At 75.2% G+C, this 15,194-nt stretch carries 13 protein-coding genes; 4 read left to right on the top strand and 9 right to left on the bottom strand.

Annotation, left to right across the window (positions count from 1 at the left end):
* Positions 1–4 precede the first annotated feature (4 nt).
* A complete protein-coding gene (locus KZQ38_RS08155) occupies positions 5–886 on the bottom strand; it encodes a glycosyltransferase family 2 protein (protein ID WP_219440024.1) in 882 nt (293 codons plus the stop codon).
* Between the two features lie 355 nt (positions 887–1,241).
* Here KZQ38_RS08155 and KZQ38_RS08150 point away from each other — a divergent pair, with 355 nt between their 5' ends.
* On the top strand, positions 1,242–2,771 hold the full coding sequence (locus KZQ38_RS08150; protein WP_219440023.1) for a hypothetical protein: 1,530 nt from the start codon (positions 1,242–1,244) through the stop codon (positions 2,769–2,771).
* On the opposite strand, the gene KZQ38_RS08145 is transcribed toward KZQ38_RS08150, so the two are convergent.
* The 4 genes from KZQ38_RS08145 to KZQ38_RS08130 form a co-directional block, all read right to left on the bottom strand.
* Entirely contained in the window at positions 2,713–4,260 is a 1,548-nt protein-coding gene (locus KZQ38_RS08145; protein WP_219440022.1) for an FAD-dependent monooxygenase, read from the bottom strand. The genes KZQ38_RS08150 and KZQ38_RS08145 overlap by 59 nt on opposite strands.
* A 96-nt stretch (positions 4,261–4,356) precedes the next feature.
* On the bottom strand, positions 4,357–5,391 hold the full coding sequence (locus KZQ38_RS08140; protein ID WP_257900966.1) for an ABC transporter permease: 1,035 nt from the start codon (positions 5,389–5,391) through the stop codon (positions 4,357–4,359).
* 259 nt (positions 5,392–5,650) lie between these two features.
* Complete coding sequence (locus tag KZQ38_RS08135) at positions 5,651–7,798, bottom strand: ABC transporter permease family protein (RefSeq protein ID WP_219440021.1); 2,148 nt, start codon at positions 7,796–7,798, stop codon at positions 5,651–5,653.
* Complete coding sequence (locus KZQ38_RS08130; protein ID WP_219440020.1) at positions 7,795–8,451, bottom strand: ABC transporter ATP-binding protein; 657 nt, start codon at positions 8,449–8,451, stop codon at positions 7,795–7,797. Before KZQ38_RS08130 ends, KZQ38_RS08135 begins: the two co-directional genes overlap by 4 nt.
* 110 nt (positions 8,452–8,561) lie before the next feature.
* Here KZQ38_RS08130 and KZQ38_RS36950 point away from each other — a divergent pair, with 110 nt between their 5' ends.
* Positions 8,562–9,683 carry a sensor histidine kinase gene (locus tag KZQ38_RS36950; protein WP_219440019.1) on the top strand — a complete coding sequence of 374 codons (1,122 nt, stop codon included), beginning with the start codon at positions 8,562–8,564 and terminating at the stop codon, positions 9,681–9,683.
* Positions 9,680–10,327 (top strand): response regulator, encoded by a 648-nt coding sequence (locus tag KZQ38_RS08120; protein WP_219440018.1) that lies wholly within the window; start codon positions 9,680–9,682, stop codon positions 10,325–10,327. The genes KZQ38_RS36950 and KZQ38_RS08120 overlap by 4 nt, the downstream gene beginning before the upstream one ends.
* On the opposite strand, the gene KZQ38_RS08115 is transcribed toward KZQ38_RS08120, so the two are convergent.
* Positions 10,314–11,825, bottom strand: a complete 1,512-nt coding sequence (locus KZQ38_RS08115; protein WP_219440017.1) for an MFS transporter — start codon at positions 11,823–11,825, stop codon at positions 10,314–10,316. The genes KZQ38_RS08120 and KZQ38_RS08115 overlap by 14 nt on opposite strands.
* Positions 11,826–11,957: 132 nt before the next feature.
* Here KZQ38_RS08115 and KZQ38_RS08110 point away from each other — a divergent pair, with 132 nt between their 5' ends.
* On the top strand, positions 11,958–12,500 hold the full coding sequence (locus KZQ38_RS08110; protein ID WP_219440394.1) for a TetR/AcrR family transcriptional regulator: 543 nt from the start codon (positions 11,958–11,960) through the stop codon (positions 12,498–12,500).
* Positions 12,501–12,508: 8 nt separating this feature from the next.
* Here KZQ38_RS08110 and KZQ38_RS08105 read toward each other — a convergent pair whose 3' ends face one another.
* The 3 genes from KZQ38_RS08105 to KZQ38_RS08095 all read right to left on the bottom strand — a co-directional run bounded on the left by KZQ38_RS08105 (position 12,509) and on the right by KZQ38_RS08095 (position 15,189).
* Positions 12,509–13,219 (bottom strand): DUF5995 family protein, encoded by a 711-nt coding sequence (locus KZQ38_RS08105; protein ID WP_219440016.1) that lies wholly within the window; start codon positions 13,217–13,219, stop codon positions 12,509–12,511.
* Between the two features lie 307 nt (positions 13,220–13,526).
* Entirely contained in the window at positions 13,527–14,453 is a 927-nt protein-coding gene (locus tag KZQ38_RS08100; protein ID WP_219440015.1) for a DUF8189 domain-containing protein, read from the bottom strand.
* A 67-nt stretch (positions 14,454–14,520) separates the two neighbouring features.
* Positions 14,521–15,189, bottom strand: a complete 669-nt coding sequence (locus KZQ38_RS08095) for a hypothetical protein (protein ID WP_219440014.1) — start codon at positions 15,187–15,189, stop codon at positions 14,521–14,523.
* Positions 15,190–15,194: the final 5 nt, after the last annotated feature.

Below are 15,194 nucleotides of genomic sequence, written 5' to 3'. Positions count from 1 at the left end.
CGCGTCAGCGGGCGGGCGACACCACGCGGGCCGACCGGTCGAGCAACGCGACCTGGCGCTCCACCTCGGCGGGCAGGCGACGCCGCTGCCCGACGACCGCGGGCAGCTTCCGCAGCGCGCCGGCCAGCGCCGCCCGCGCGTCCTCGTCGCCGACCCCGCGCCTGCCCAGCGCCACCGCCTCGGCCAGCGCCACCCCGGGCGGGCGCCGCAGCCACGTGGTGAGCAGGTCGTTGCGCAGCTCCGCCCGGCGCCGGACGGCGGACGGCCCGCGCACCTTGGACGGCCGGTGGTGGGCCACCACGTCGTCCACGTAGCAGCACGCCCACCCGGCCGCGGTGAGGTCCCAGGAGAACAGGCGCTCCTCGCCGGGGAAGAACAGCACCGGGTTGAACCCGCCCACCCGCAGGAACGCCCCGCGGCGCACGACCGAGGCGCAGCACACGAAACCCAGCACCGAGGGGCCGGGCAGGTCGTCGGCGCGACCCAGCGGCGAGAACGCCATCTCGGCGCACACCGGGTCGACGCGCCCCTCGGGCTCGACCACGATCCGCGCCGCCACCAGGCCCAGCCGCGGGTACCGCCGGAACAACGCCTCCGCTTTGACCAGCGCGTCCGGCGCCCACCACGAATCGTCGTCGCTGAACGCCACGTACCGCGTGCGTGCTCGTCGAACACCGTGGTTGCGTGCCGACGCGCCCACGTTGTGCTTCAGCTCGATGACGTCCACCCACGGGAAATCCCGTCGCACACGGGCCACCGTGTCGTCGGACGACCCGTTGTCCACGACCACCACGGGCACCGACAGCTCCCGCAAGCGCTCCAACGTGTGCACCAACTCGTCCGCGCGGTCGCGCGTGGCGATCACCACCGTCGTCTGGGCCACCACCGGTTGCTACCCGGGTGGGTCCGCGTTTACGCGTCCCGCGGTGGCCGACGACTCGAACGGGTGACCAACGCAACTCGCGATCCGCCGGGTGCGGACACCGACCGGGTCGCCCGGCTGCTTCCCGGGGTGGTGTTCCGTGCCTGCGCGGGCCCGGAAAGCCCTGAGGTGCAGGCTGCACGACGCGTTTGGTCCACTGTGGACCCGAAATGAGCGGTACCGCGGACTCCGCTACTGTCATTCCACTGTAGACAGTCGTGCGGCGAATCGTCTTCGCCCCCGGCGAGTGGTCCGTCCTGCCGACCCGCCGCGGGGCCGATACGGTGGCCAGGTGGTCACCCGGACTGGAGGAAAGGGCTTGCGAAATCTGCTGTCCGCGAGGTCGCGGCGCTGGTTGGCGGGCGCGTCGGCGGCCGTGCTGCTCGCCGGGTGCACGATCGGCTCGGCGGATTCCACCTCGACGACCGGGGCGAACGCGCCCGTCGCCGAGGTCGTGGTCCCGTCCGGCCCGACGACCGTGCTGGACGCGCGTCCCGGGGTGGAGTCGGCGGTCGCGGCCAGCGCGGCGTTGTTCCGCAGCGCTCCGGTCGTGGTGGTGGCGTCCGCCGGTGACGAGAAGGCGGTCCGCACCGCGGGCGCCGCGGCCGAGCGGCTGGGCGTGCCCGTGCTGCTGACGGCCGCCGGTGGACCCGAGGAGGTGCGCCGCGAGGTGACCAGGCTCGCGCCCGGCTCGGTGGTCGCGGTGGGCGCGGACGCACGTCGTGAGGTCGAGGCGTGGGGTGGTCCGGCGTCGGTGGTCGGCGTCGACGCCACCGCGGACGGCACGTCGCCGGAAGGGCTGCCGGCGACCCGCGCGCCCGAGCCCGCCGGGGTCACCGTGCTGGTCGACCCTGACCGCGACGACGCCACCGCGATCGCGACCGCCCGCGCGGCGCGGGCCGAGGTGGTCACCGTGCGCGGCGCCGACCCGCGTGCCGACCCGGCCGTGGTCGAGCAGCTGCACCGGCGCCCGGCCGGCTCCGTGCTGGCGCTGGGCGGTCGGTTCGGGTCCGGTGAGCGCCTGCGTGCCCGGCTGGACACGGCGGCGCAGGCGCCCGCCCTGCCCGGCGGCGGTCAGCTCGTGCTGCCCGGCCGGCGGCTGGTCTGCCTGTACGGCCACCCCGGCGCGCCCGTGCTGGGCGTGCTCGGCGAGCAGGACGTGGAGGAGAGCATCACCCGGGCCAAGGAGCTGGCCAAGCAGTACGAACCCCTCAGCGACGTGCCGGTGACGCCCGCGTTCGAGATCATCGCCACGGTCGCGCAGGGCGATCCCGGCCCGGACGGCGACTACTCGGGCGAGGCGGAGGTGGAGACGCTGCTCCCGTGGGTGCGGCGGGCGAGCGAGGCCGGGCTCTACGTGGTGCTCGACCTGCAACCCGGGCGGGCCGCGCTGGTCGACCAGGCGAAGCGCTACGCGTCGCTGCTGGAGATGCCGAACGTCGGCCTGGCGATCGACCCGGAGTGGAAGCTCGGTCCCGACCAGGTGCCGCTGCGCCAGATCGGCGGCGTCGACGCGGCGGAGATCAACGAGGTCACGACGTGGCTGGCGGACCTCACGGCCCGCGCCAAGCTGCCGCAGAAGCTGGTCGTGGTGCACCAGTTCCAGCTCACCATGATCCGCGACGAGCAGGCGCTGGACACCTCGCGCGACGAGCTGGCCGTGCTGATCCACATGGACGGCCAGGGCTCCACCGCGCAGAAGGACGACACCTGGGCGGCGGTGGTCGGGGCGCGACCCGGTGACCTGCCGCTGGGGTGGAAGAACTTCTACGACGAGGACCACCCGATGCTCACGCCGGAGCAGACGATGACCCGTCGGCCGACACCGGTGATGATCTCCTACCAGTGACCGGCCCGAACCACCGGCGGGCGGTCGCGCGCAACGCGTCCTCGTCGGGGTGGGCATCGTTCGACGCCCACGCCACGTACGAGTCGGGGCGCAGCAGCAGGGCGGTGAGGTCGGTGTCCGCCTCGGCGCGGACCACCTCCACGCCGGGCACGCGCAGGCCCCCGGCGGTGAGGTCGACCAGCACCGGCCGCGCCCGCCGGACCGCCGCCAGCGCCGAGAGCCGGACCACGCCGTCGTCCAAGCGCAGGTCCAGCTCCGGTGCGGGCAGGCCGACCGCCGGGTGCTCGCCGATCGGGTAGCGGACGTCCGCGCCCGCCACCAGGTCGGCGAGCACCCGCACCACGCCGGGCTGGGCGAGCAGTTCGCCGAACAGCTCGCGCAGGCCCGTGACGTCGTCGCCCGGTGCCAGCAACGCACCCTGGGCGCGGGCGAACGTGACGGTGCGGTCGGCGGCGGGACGGCGCTCGGCCTCGTAGGTGTCGAGGACGTCGACGTCGCCCCGCACCGCGGCGGCGAGCTTCCAGCCCAGGTTCAGCGCGTCCTGCACGCCGACGTTGAGCCCGGTGCCGCCGGCGGAGAACACGTGGGCGGCGTCCCCGACCAGGAACACCCGCCCGTCCCGGTACCGCTCGGCGACCCGCGTGTTGCCGCCGTCGAGCCTGCGCAGCACGTGCGGGCCGGGTCCCGGCGGCGGCCCGAGCGGCACGTCCGCCCCGAGCACGCGGCGGACGCTGGTCCGCAGCTCGTCCAGGCTCATCGGCGCGTCGGACGCCGGCTGGTCCCACTCGGTGGTGGCGACCAGCGGGGGACGGCCGGGCAGCGGCGCGTACGAGAACCCGCCGCGCGCGGTGCGGATGGGCAGGAACGGCAGCACCGGCCCGTGGCCCGGGACGAGCAGCGCCCCCGACGCCGGGTCCAGCCGGTCGGCCGGCACGGTGACGTGCGCGGTGCGGTTCGTCGTGCGGTCGTGGGTGACGCCGGGGAACCCGATGCCGGTGGCCTTGCGGACGGAGCTGTGCGCGCCGTCCGCGCCGACGACGTACCGGGTGCGCAGCCGGTACGCGCCGTCGGGACCGTCGACGGTGAGCGTGACGCCGTCCTCGTCCTGCCCGAGCCCGACCACCTCGTGGCCACGCCGGATGTCGACCCCGAGTTCCCGCGCGCGTTCCGCGAGCACCCGGACCATGTCGGCTTCGGGCACCGGCAGGTTGTGCACGGGGCTGTCCGCGAGCACCCCGAGGTCGAGCGGCAGCGCGGCGAACATGAAGTAGCCGTCGTTGGCCCGCGGCGGCCCGTCCCGACCGGCCAGCCGCTCGTACAGGCCGCGCCGGTCGACCAGCCGGACGACCTGCCCGACGAGCCCGTTGGACCGGGGCTCGGAATTCACCCCCGCGTTCCGCTCCAGCACCACCACGCGAACCCCGCCCAGCGCCAACTCACCGGCCACCACCATCCCGTTCGGCCCACCACCGACGACCACCACGTCCACGTTCCCGCGCCTCCTCCTGATCCGAGGGCACCAGCGTAGCCAAACTTACGTGTCACGCAAGTTTTCGGATCGGAAACTTTGTGGAGCGCCTGCCGGTCAGGCGCGCATCACCGCCGCGATCGGGATGCGTGCCGCGCGGATGGCCGGGACCAGGCCGCCGAGCAGGCCCGCGGTCAGGCCGGCGACGACGCCGGCGACGGCCGCCTGCCACGGGAACGCCACGCCGGTCAGCGCGGGGTGCGCCAGGACGGACGCCGCCGCCCGCAGGCCGACCACGCCCACGCCGACAGCGGCGGCGGTGAGCAGGCCGGTGAGCAGGGTTTCCGCCAGGACGATGGCCGCGAGCAGGAGGCGGGGTGTGCCCACGGCACGGCGGAGGGCGAATTCCTCGACCCGCTCGCCGACCGCGGCCAGGCCCACGTTGAGGACGCCCGCCACGCCGATCAGCAGCACGAGGCCCGCCATGCCCAGGAAGATCCACCGCAGCAACGCCAACTGGTGCTCGACCTCGGCCCGCGCGTCGATCACGTCGATCGCCAGTGCCTCCTCGGCCACGCCCGCGGCGACCAGGCGGGCACGGAGGGTGCGGGCCAGTTCACCCGACGAAGGCGTGAACATGACCGTCATCCGCGACCCGTCCCCGCCGGGCACCCAGGTGCGCAGTTCGTCCACCCGCACGTACGCCGAGGGCTGCGGATCGCCGTCGGTCACCACGCCGACGACCCTCGGCGTGAGGTTGGCCGTCGCACCGGTCACCGCCATCTCCGCCGGCACCCGGTGCTGCCGCAGGCCCTTCGCCGCCTCCTCGTTCAGCACGACGCCCGGCGCGAGGGACGGCGCGGTGGTGAAGTCCAGCCACTGCCCGGAAACCACGCGCAACGGGCGGAACGCGCGGATGTCGCCGGTCAACGCCTTGAGCTTCACCTCGACCGCCTGGCCGTCCACGGCGCAACCCGCCGGGCACGAGCCGTTGGCACGCGGGCGGTCGAACGGCAGCGCGCCGTCGTTGACCGGCCGCACGCCCGGTTCGCCGATGACGGCCCTCGCGGTGTGCACGGCCGCCGCGTCGGTGCGCCCGGCCAACGTCCGCTCGACCACCTCGGGCGCGTCGCCGTCCCCCGGCACGCCCATCCGGAGCGTGCCGTCCGTCGACGCCCTGCGTCAGCTCGGCCCCGCTGAGCATCGCGCGCTCCGCGATCTCCGCGCCCGCCTGCACGGTCAACACCGCGAGGACACCGAGGAACAGGCTGACCGCCGACAGGAACGTCCGCAGCTTGCGCGTCCGCACACCCTGCCCGCCGATCACCAGCGCGGAGCGGAAACCGCCGGACATCCTCACGTGACCCACCCTCGTTCAGCGCCGGTCCGGCGCGCTCGGAAAGCAGTGCTCTCAGTGGTGCTCGGTGATCCCGACGCGCCGCAACGCCCACCCCGCCGCGACCGCCGCGACGAGCGCGACCACCGCGCCCGCCACCGCCGGTGCCGCGATCCACGGCGTGAGCACGGGTGCGGTGCCGTCCGGCACGCCCGACGTCACGCTCAGCAGCCCGACGCCGACCACGACACCCGCGCCGCACGCGAAGAGCGTGAGCACGCACACCGGCAGCACCACCTCCGCCCGCGACGCACGGCGCAGCAGGCGGGTCGGCGTGCCGGCCGCGACCAGGGCGGCGAGCACCCGGCGGCGGTCGAGCACGGAGCCGACCGCCGCCACCGCCGCGCCGCCCGCGCCGAGCGCGGCGGCGATCGCCAGACCGACCAGCACGACGCGTTCCAGGTCGCCGAGCAACGTCACGCCGACCGCGTCGGTACCGGCGCGGTCGGTCAGCGCGACACCGGGCAGCGCCCGCGCCAGGGCCGTGCGCCGGACGTCCCGGTCCTCGGGCGTGGTCACGACGGCCACGCTGTTGGGTCGCGTGGCCAGTGACGGCGCGAGTTCCGGGTCCACGACCACGAGCGGGCCGCCGCCGTGCCGCCGGACCGGGGCGTCCGGCGCGACCGCCGCGTACGAGCGGTCGGTCCGGTCGTGCAGCCGCAGACCGGGTTCCAGCGGCCCCGGCGCGTACACGGCGGGTCCCGGCGCGCACACCAGCCCGGTCAGCACCGTGGCGACGTCCGCGCACCGGCCCACCACCGCCGGGTGCGACCGCCCCCGCGACACCAGGAGCGCGGTGGTCATCGGCACGACGTCGGCCGCCTGCCGGGCCGCGTCCACCCCGGGCGCGCCGACGTCGTGCGCCACCACCGCGCCCGGCCGCCACGTGCCGTCGTCGAAGCGGACCTGAGCCTCCAGCGCGGGCGCCGTCGTCAACGCCAGGGACCCGGTGAACACCGCCACCAGCACACCCGCCGCCGCCCGGAACGCCGCCACCGGGCGGCCCGCCAGCCGGCGGCCGACCAGCAACGCCCACGGCCCGCGGCGCGAGCGCAACACGGCCCGGCCGACCAGCCACGTCCCCACCGGCCCGACGAACACCAGCGCCAGCAGCACCCCGCCGACGCCGACCGGCACCAGCAGCAGCCGGTGCCGCCCGGCCAGTTCGCCGGCGGCCACCAGCCCGCCGGCGAACACCCCGGCCGCCGCGAGCACGACGAGCAGCCGCCGCGCGGTGACCCGCCGGTCGCCGGGCGGGACGGGCGGGCGGCGGAGTTCCCGCACGTGCCCGAGCACCGCCGCGCCGACCGGCAACGCGGACCCGAGCACCGCCACCACGACCGCGGTCACCGGGTGCGGTGTGAAATCCGCCGGGAACCACGTGCCGCCGCCCCACGGGACCGCCGCCGGGAGACCGGCCGCGGGTGTCGCCAGGGCCACGCCCAGCACGCCGCCCGGCACCGCGCCGACCGCCGCCTCCACCGCCGTCATCCGCGCCGTCCACCCCGGTGTCGCGCCGGCCAGGCGCAACGCCGCGTGCCGCCGCGCCCGCCGGGCCTCGGTGAGCCTGCCCACCGAGGCCACCAGCACCAGGCACGGCACCACCAGCACCACCAGGCCGACGCCGGTCAACAGGTACGCCGCCTCGCCGCCGTCGCCGGGCGGCCCGCCGAGCAGGTCCCGGCGACCCGGTCCGGCCACCGCGCCGACCGGGTGGCCGACCACCGCGACCAGCTCGTCCGGGAACCGCAGGGCCGCCGCGCCCAGCTCGCCGACGACCCGGCCGGGGAAGCGGTCGCCGAGGCGTGCCGCGGGCGTGGTGCGCGTCAGCTCCGCCAGCGCGGGCGACAACAGCACCTCGCCCGGTCCGGGCAGCCGGGGGATGCCCGCCGCCACCGCCACCGCACCGGGGTCGGGCGCGGTGACGTCGAACCGCTCCACGAGCCGCCCGCCGAACTCGTCCCGCGTGACCGCGACGGTCAGGGCGTCACCGGCCGCGCCCGCCCGCCACGCGGACCGGGCCTCGCGCGCGTCGAGCGCGGCGGGCACGGCGAGCAACCACAGCACCAGCAGCACGCCGACGGCCGTCGCGAGCGCGTTGAGCACGACGGCGACCCGGCCGTCGCGGTCGCCGCGCAGCACCGCGAAGGTGAGCCGCGTCATGCCGCCACCCGCCCGTCGCGGAACTCGATCACGCGGTGCGCGCGTCGGGCCACGGCCGGGTCGTGCGTGACGACGAGGACCGCCGCGTCCGCGGCCCGCGCGGCGGTCAGCAGCGCGGTCACCACCGCGTCGCCCGTGCGGCTGTCCAGCGCGGCGGTCGGCTCGTCCGCGAGGACCAGCGCGGGCCCGTGCACCAGGGCGCGGGCGATCGCGACCCGCCGCGCCTGCCCGCCCGACAACGCGTCGGGCCGCCGGTCGGCCTGCCCGTCGACGCCGAGCCGGTCCAGCCACTCGCGGGCCGCCCGCGCCGCACCCGACCACGGCGCGCCGCCGAGCAGCAGGGGCAGCGCGACGTTCTCCGCGGCGGTGAGTTCGGCGACCAGCATCCCGGACTGGAACACCAGCCCGCACGTCGTGCGGCGCAGCACGCCGCGCTCCGCCTCCGACAGGCCGCCGACCGCCACACCCGCCACGCGCACCTCGCCGTGATCGGCGGTCAGCACGCCCGACACCACCTTCAGCAGGCTGGTCTTGCCGGCGCCGGACGGGCCGACCACCGCGACGACCTCGCCGGCCGCGATGTCGACGTCCACGCCGTCGAGCGCCACCACGTCCCCGTACCGCTTGGTCACCCCGCGAGCTGTCAGCACCATGGCCCCGATCCTGGGCGGCGGCCCGGGTCGCGCGCCTCGGCCGGAACGCCATTCCGGGTCGGCCGGATGACCGATGCGGCTCCGGAACGCGGGTCAGTACGGTGTCCACCGTGGACGGACTCCGCCGGCAGTGGCCGATCGTGGTCGGGCTCGGCGCGTTGTCGGCGGTGCAGCTCGACTGGGTGCTGCCGGGCTGGGACGGGCAGCTCCTCGCGTGGCTGCTGACCGTGCCGACGTGCGTGGTGGCCCTGGCGGCGCGCCGGTACCCGCGCGCGGCGAGCGCCGTCGCGGTCGGGTCCGTGGCCGTGACCTCGGTGGTGCTCGACATCGGGCACACCGGCCTGGACGGCTTGCTCAGCCCGTTGTCCGTCGTCGAGACCGCCGCGTGCGGCGTGGTGGTGGTCGCGGTCGTCCGCGGCGCGTCGCCGAAGGTGGCCGTGACCGTCGTCGCGGCGTTCATGGCCGTGGGCGCTCACGCGGCGTGGGCGCGTGGAGGGTTCCCCTTCACGCCGACCAACGTCGTCGGCTCGCTGCTGATCGGGTCGCTCGCCGTCGGCGCGGGCTGGTTCCTGCGCACGCGGGACGGGGAACGGGAGGCGCGGATGTCCGCGGTCGTGTCGGCGGTGCAGCGGGAGGAGCGGATGGCGTTGGCACGCGAGCTGCACGACGTGGTGGCGCACCACCTGACCGGGATGCTCGTGCAGGCGCAGGCCGCGCAGGAGGTCTCGGACGACGACCCGGGCGCGGCGCACCGGCTGCTGCCGGGGATCGTGCGCAGCGGGACGGAGGCGTTGGGCGCGATGCGCACGCTCGTCGGCACGTTGCGGGAAGGCGAGCCGGAAACCACGTCGACGGACCTGGCGGCCGACGTGCTGGCCGCCGTGGAGCGCACCCGGCGGTCCGGCGTGCCGGTGCGGTTGACCGTCGACCTGCCGCCCGACCTGCCGCCCGAGCTGGGCCGGTCCCTGCTGCGACTGGTGCAGGAAGCGCTCACCAACGCGCGCAAGCACGCCCGCCGGCCGAGCGCCGTCGAGGTGGCGTTGACCCACGCGCCCGGCGTGGTGCGCCTCGTCGTGGCCGACGACGGGGAACCCGGCGCGGCACGGGGGCCGGGCGGGTACGGCCTGGTCGGGATGCGGGAGCGGGTCGCCCTGCTGGGCGGCCGGTTCAGCGCGGGCCCGGTGGCGAACGGCTGGCGCGTGACCGCCGAGCTGCCGCGGGCGGGCCGGTGATCTCCGTCCTGATCGCCGACGACCAGGAGATGGTCCGGGTCGGCTTCCGCATGATCCTGGAGAAGCAGCCGGACATCACCGTGGTCGCGGACGTGCCCGACGGGGTGGCCGCGGTGCGTGCGGCCCGGGAACACGCGCCGGACGTGTGCCTGGTCGACATCCGGATGCCGGGGCTGGACGGGCTGGAGGTGACCCGGCGGCTCGCGCCCACGTCGAAGGTCGTCGTGGTGACCACGTTCGACCTGGACGAGTACGTGCACACCGCGTTGGAGAACGGGGCCGCCGGTTTCCTCACCAAGGACGCCGGGCCGGCCCTGCTGGTGGAGGCCGTGCGCGCGGCGGCGCAGGGCAGCGCGTTGATCTCGCCGCGGGTGACCGTGCGCCTGCTGGCCCGGTTCTCCCGCCGGCGGACCGGACCCGACCCGGGCCTGCTCACGGCGCGGGAGCGCGACGTCGTGCGGGAGGTGGCCCGCGGCCTGACGAACCAGGAGATCGCGGCGGGCCTGCACATGTCCCTGTCCACGGTGAAGACGCACCTGGCGTCGGTCCAGGGGAAGCTCGGCACCCGCAACCGGGTCGAGGTCGCGTCGTGGGCGTGGCGGTCGGGCCTGGTCGCCCCCGAGGAGCCGGTCAGCGGCGCTTGAGCATCACCGACGCCACCACCGCGGCGGCCAGGAGCAGCGCCGCGCCGATGCCGGAGGCGATGGCCAGGCCGTCGGTGAACGCCGCGCGGGCGGCGGTCAGCAGGCCCGCCGCCTGGTCGGCGGGCAGGCTCGCGGCCACGTGCGCCGCGCCGCCCAGCGACCCGGCGGCGACCTCGGCGGCTTCGGCCGGCACGCCCGCCGGGACGGTGAAACCGCGGTAGACGCCCATCACGAGGCTGCCCAGGACCGCGATGCCCAGCGCCAGTCCCAGTTCGTAGGCGGTCTCGGACACCGCCGACGCCGCGCCCGCCTGCTCCTCGGGCACGGCGGACAGGATCACGGAGCCGGCCGCGGTGAACGTCAGGCCGGTGCCCGTGCCCACCAGGAACAACGAGACGCCGAGCAGGGGGTAGCCGGTGTCGGGCGTGACGAACGCCGGGACCAGCATGGCCGCCGCGGTCAACGCCAACCCGCCGGAGATCGCCACGCGCACCGACGTGCGGCGCACGACCAGCCCGGTCAGCAGGCCCGTCACGGCCGACGCCAGCATGGCGGGCATCTCGGCCACGCCCGCGTGCAGCGGGCCGTAGCCCTTGACGAGCTGGAAGAACTGTGACAGGAAGTAGATCAGCCCGGCCAGGCCGAAGATCGACAGCAGGTTCGCGCCCACCACGCCGGTGAACGCGCGGTCGCGGAACAGCCGCACGTCGATCAGCGGTGACGGCAGCGTGAGCTGCCTGCGCACGAACAGGGCGACCGCGAGCAGACCCGCGGGCAGGGCGAGCACGGCGTCCAGCCGGGCGCCGTGCACCGCGAACTCCTTGATCGCGTAGACGACGGCCACCACGCCCACCGTCGACAGCAGCACGCTGGGCACGTCCCACGGCCCCGGCGCGGGGTTCTTCGACTCGGGCAGCAGCTTGACGCCGAAGACCACCACGAGGACCGCGATGGGCACGTTGATCAGGAACACGGAGCCCCACCAGAAGTGCTCCAGCAGCCAGCCGCCCAGCAGCGGACTGGCCGCCGCGCCGCCGGACAGGGCCGCACCCCAGACACCGACCGCCGTGGTCCGCTCGCGCGGGTCGGTGAAGGTGGTGCGGACCAGCGCCAGGGTCGACGGCATCAGGGTGGCCCCGGCGATGCCTTGGACGGCCCGGCCCGCGATGAGCGCTTCGGCGGTGGGCGCGTAGGCGATCAGCAGCGACGCCAGGCCGAACGCCGAGGTGCCGATCAGCAGCAGCTTCTTGCGGCCGATGCGGTCGCCGAGGCTGCCCATGCTGACCAGCAGGCCGGCCAGGACGAACGCGTACACGTCGCCGATCCACAGCAGCTGGGTGGCCGTCGGCCGGAGGGCTTCGCTGAGGAACGGCGTGGCCAGCGACAGCACGGTGCCGTTGACGGCGACCACGAGGACCGCCGACGACAGGACGGCCAGTGCCGCCCAGCGGCCGGGCGCGCGTTCTGCTCGGTGGTCCAGCGGCGGAGCGGTGCTCATGGTGGCTCGTTCCTCGGTCGGCGGTCCCTGGGTGCGAGGCAACTGTACATCGCATGAGACGTTTTTGTCTCACAGTGTGCCGGGCCTGGCCAGGGCGAGACGGGTTCATCGCCCTACCCTGTGCGCGTGACGATGAGCCGAGAGCAGATGCTGCGCGCGGCAGCCGACTTCCTCGGCCGCCGCCCGAACGCCACCCAGGACGAGATCGCCAAGGCCGTCGGCGTCAGCCGCGCCACCCTGCACCGCCACTTCGCCGGTCGCGGTGCGCTGCTCGCCGCCCTCGACGACCTCGCCGTCGCCCTGCTGGGCGAGGCGGTGGAGGCGGCAGACCTGGACGAGGGCCCGGCGGCGGAGGCGTTGCGCCGGCTGGTCGCCGCGTGCGAGCCGGTGTCGCCCTACCTCGCGCTGCTGTACTCGCAGAGCCTCGACCTGGACCTCGACCGCGAGCCCGCCGCGTGGCTGGAGATCGACGCGCGGATCGTGGAGCTGTTCCGGCGGGGCAGGCAGAGCGGCGAGTTCGGGCCCGACCTCACGCCCGCGTGGCTCACCGACGCCTTCTACAGCCTCGTGGTCGGCGCGGCGTGGTCCATCCAGGCGGGGCGGACGGCGTCCCGCGACTTCACGGCCATCGTCACCGACCTCATGCTGCACGGCGTCACGCCACGCGACCGCTGAGGCGGCTCCTACGCGGGCGGCGGGGCCACGGGCGTCAGCAGCAGCGAACCGGCGATCGCCGCCTCGTGCGCGACGGTGGCCAGCGTGGTGTTGTGCAGCGGCTTGAGGTCGCGCTGCTGCCACAAGGTCAGCGTGGTGCCCCACGCGACGTCACGGGCACGTGAGATGTCGAAACCCGAGACCACGTGCCGCAAGCGCTCGGCGTCGGCGGTGGCGAGCTTGCGGAGCCGCGGTTCGAACTCGGCCCGCACCTCGGCCCCGGCCTCGGCGAGCAGTTCGTTGACGCGCAGGTAGTCCGCGTGCACCGGCGGGGTGGCCGGCGTGGTGCCCCGCTCCCGGCAGGTGGTGGTGACGGCGAGCGGGAGGTCGTGGGCGATGTGCGCGTTCGCACCGGCCAACGCGTACTGGACCGGCCAGATGGTGCGGTCGTGGCGTGCGTCGAACAGCGGTTTCCACGGCACCGGCGGTCGTGTTCTCGCCCGCGCCGCGTCGACCGCGGTGAAGTATGGGCCCGCGAGCACGACCGCCAGGCGTGCCACGAAGTCCGGGTCCGCGAAGAACCCGTCGGCGATGTCGCGCCCCACCAGCTCGGTGACCCGCAGGTACGTCCGGTTGAAGCACGCGATGCCGTCCCGCGGGTGGAGTTCGGCGTCGATGGCCCGCATCCGCTCGATCACCTGCTCGACGGATTCCGGTGCCCGGACGGGTGTGTGCGTCATGTGCCAGTCCTCCTCGCACCCCGGTCGGCGGTCTGCCGGGGCCGGACGCGGTTCATGAGGCCGCCGTGCTCCGATCGTCGCGCTTGGCCGACCCCGCGAACCATGGCGCGAAACGTGGTTCAGCCCTTCACGCGGCACTGTCACCCCCTCCGGCGATCCCGTGGTCACGGCCGGCGGTACACGTCCGTCCGGACGGGTCCGGCGTGAGGGACGGCGTGCCCGACGTAGCGCCTCGGAAGTGTTGCGGCGTCACGCGATGTCCACGAAAACGGGGTGGAGCCGGGCGCACCGGCCCCACCCGGACGGCTCAACCCCACCAGATCCGGTGCAGCTTGCGGTCCCCACCCGTGGCCAGCACGTCGATCCGGCGGTGGCCGGTCTTCGCCGCGGCGGGCGAGTGGCGGATGTCGCCGCCCAGGTCCTCCGACCCCGACCAGCCACCGCCGGCGGTCCACCAGCGGTGCAGCAGGGTGTTGCCCGCGCTGCGGGCGAACACGTCCAGCCGGCCGTCGTCGAACGAGATCACCGAGGGCGCGGAGGCGATGTCGCCGCCCAGGTCCTCCCAGCCGGACCAGCCGACGCCATCGGTCCACCACTTGTGCCACAGGTGGGCGTCCTCGCCCCGGACGAAGACGTCCAGGCGCGTGCCGGACCGCCAGCTCACCGCGGCCGGGTGCTCGCTGAACGCGGGGCCGTCGAACTCCTCCCACGGCGCCCACACCTCGTACGCCGAGCCGTACCGCCAACTGTGCCGCAACCGTCCCTCGGTGGAGCGGGCGAACACGTCCACCCGGCCGGGGTGCAGGGTCACGGCGGCGGGTGTGCTGCTCGCCGTGCCGTTCGTGTCGCCGTTGTAGGACTCCCACCAGCAGCCCGCCCCGACGTGGCACATCCGAACGGTGTCGAGGTAGCGCACGTGCAACCCCGCGCCCCGGTAGTAGATCTCCGTCGGATCCGTGGTGCCGCCCCGACTGCCCTTGATCACCGAGACGTTCTCGTACGGCTCGACACCGGGCACCTGCTCCCACCCGCTGCCGGAGGTCCGCACCAACTTCGACGACGTGTCGCGCGCGTAGATCATGGTGCCCGGCGCGAACGCGGGTGCGCTGATCAGATCGATGCCCTGCAGGTTCTCCCACGGTTGCCAGTTCGCCAGAGCCGGTGTCGGCACGCCCACCACGATCGCCCCGGCCAGCACCGCGCCCGCGCCCGTTGTCGCCCATCGTCTTCGCATATCGGCTCCCTGTCGGCGAATGGTCCGTCCCGGGATCCTCCCGCCGGCGAGCGCGTGGGAGCAATGGTCACGCGAGCAGCGCCGCCACGCGCTCGAACACGTGGGCACGCACGTAGGCGTCCGGGTCCGGGCCGGTGGCGGCGAGGAGCGCCGACCGGTACGCCGCCGCGGTGGGCGGCGGTTCCCGCGGTGGGCGCAGGTCGTCGCCGTAGGGCGCGCCGGGTGGGATCTCGGCGTGCAGCGGGTCGTAGGCGGTGCGGGTGGATGGCAGGCGGTGGAACACGTCGCGGCGGTCGTCGCCGGTCGCCAGGTCGTGGGCGAGGGTCAACCAGATCGGCAGTTCCAGGCCCGGCGCGTGGAACGGTGCCACCACCAGCAGGTTCACCAGGTTCGCCGCGTCCATCTCGACCACCGCGCGGCGCGGCCGGTCGCGGCACAGTTCGGCGAGCAGCACCACGGCCAGGTCGGCGGGCAGCTCGCGCTTGCGGCCGACGACGAAGCCGAGGAACAACCGCTGCGGGATCTCCCGGTTGGCCAGGCAGCGCAGGCCCGCGCGCTCCTCCCAGAACTCCGGTCCGCCGTAGCTGCTGACGACCTGCCGCACCTGGTCCACGCGCAGGTCCACGTCGAGGGCGGGCACGGCGTTGTCGCCGGGCGCGGCCAGCGCGTTCTCGAACGACCGGCGCACGGCCGCCAGCCGTGCCCGCACGAGGGATTCCGCGGCACCGCCCGACATCACGC

The organism is Saccharothrix obliqua (assembly GCF_019375475.1).
GTDB classification, from domain to species: domain Bacteria; phylum Actinomycetota; class Actinomycetes; order Mycobacteriales; family Pseudonocardiaceae; genus Actinosynnema; species Actinosynnema obliqua.
This window is presented reverse-complemented; position numbering and strand designations above follow the sequence as displayed.

Excerpts from the sequence above, each read along its gene's own strand:
- KZQ38_RS08130 (WP_219440020.1), bottom strand. The coding sequence starts at position 8,451 with ATGGTGCTGACAGCTCGCGGGGTGACCAAGCGGTACGGGGACGTGGTG.
- KZQ38_RS08095 (WP_219440014.1), bottom strand. The coding sequence starts at position 15,189 with ATGTCGGGCGGTGCCGCGGAATCCCTCGTGCGGGCACGGCTGGCGGCC.
- KZQ38_RS08100 (WP_219440015.1), bottom strand. The coding sequence starts at position 14,453 with ATGCGAAGACGATGGGCGACAACGGGCGCGGGCGCGGTGCTGGCCGGG.
- KZQ38_RS08135 (WP_219440021.1), bottom strand. The coding sequence starts at position 7,798 with ATGACGCGGCTCACCTTCGCGGTGCTGCGCGGCGACCGCGACGGCCGG.
- KZQ38_RS08115 (WP_219440017.1), bottom strand. The coding sequence starts at position 11,825 with ATGAGCACCGCTCCGCCGCTGGACCACCGAGCAGAACGCGCGCCCGGC.
- KZQ38_RS08105 (WP_219440016.1), bottom strand. The coding sequence starts at position 13,219 with ATGACGCACACACCCGTCCGGGCACCGGAATCCGTCGAGCAGGTGATC.
- KZQ38_RS08110 (WP_219440394.1), top strand. The coding sequence starts at position 11,958 with ATGAGCCGAGAGCAGATGCTGCGCGCGGCAGCCGACTTCCTCGGCCGC.
- KZQ38_RS08140 (WP_257900966.1), bottom strand. The coding sequence starts at position 5,391 with ATGGGCGTGCCGGGGGACGGCGACGCGCCCGAGGTGGTCGAGCGGACG.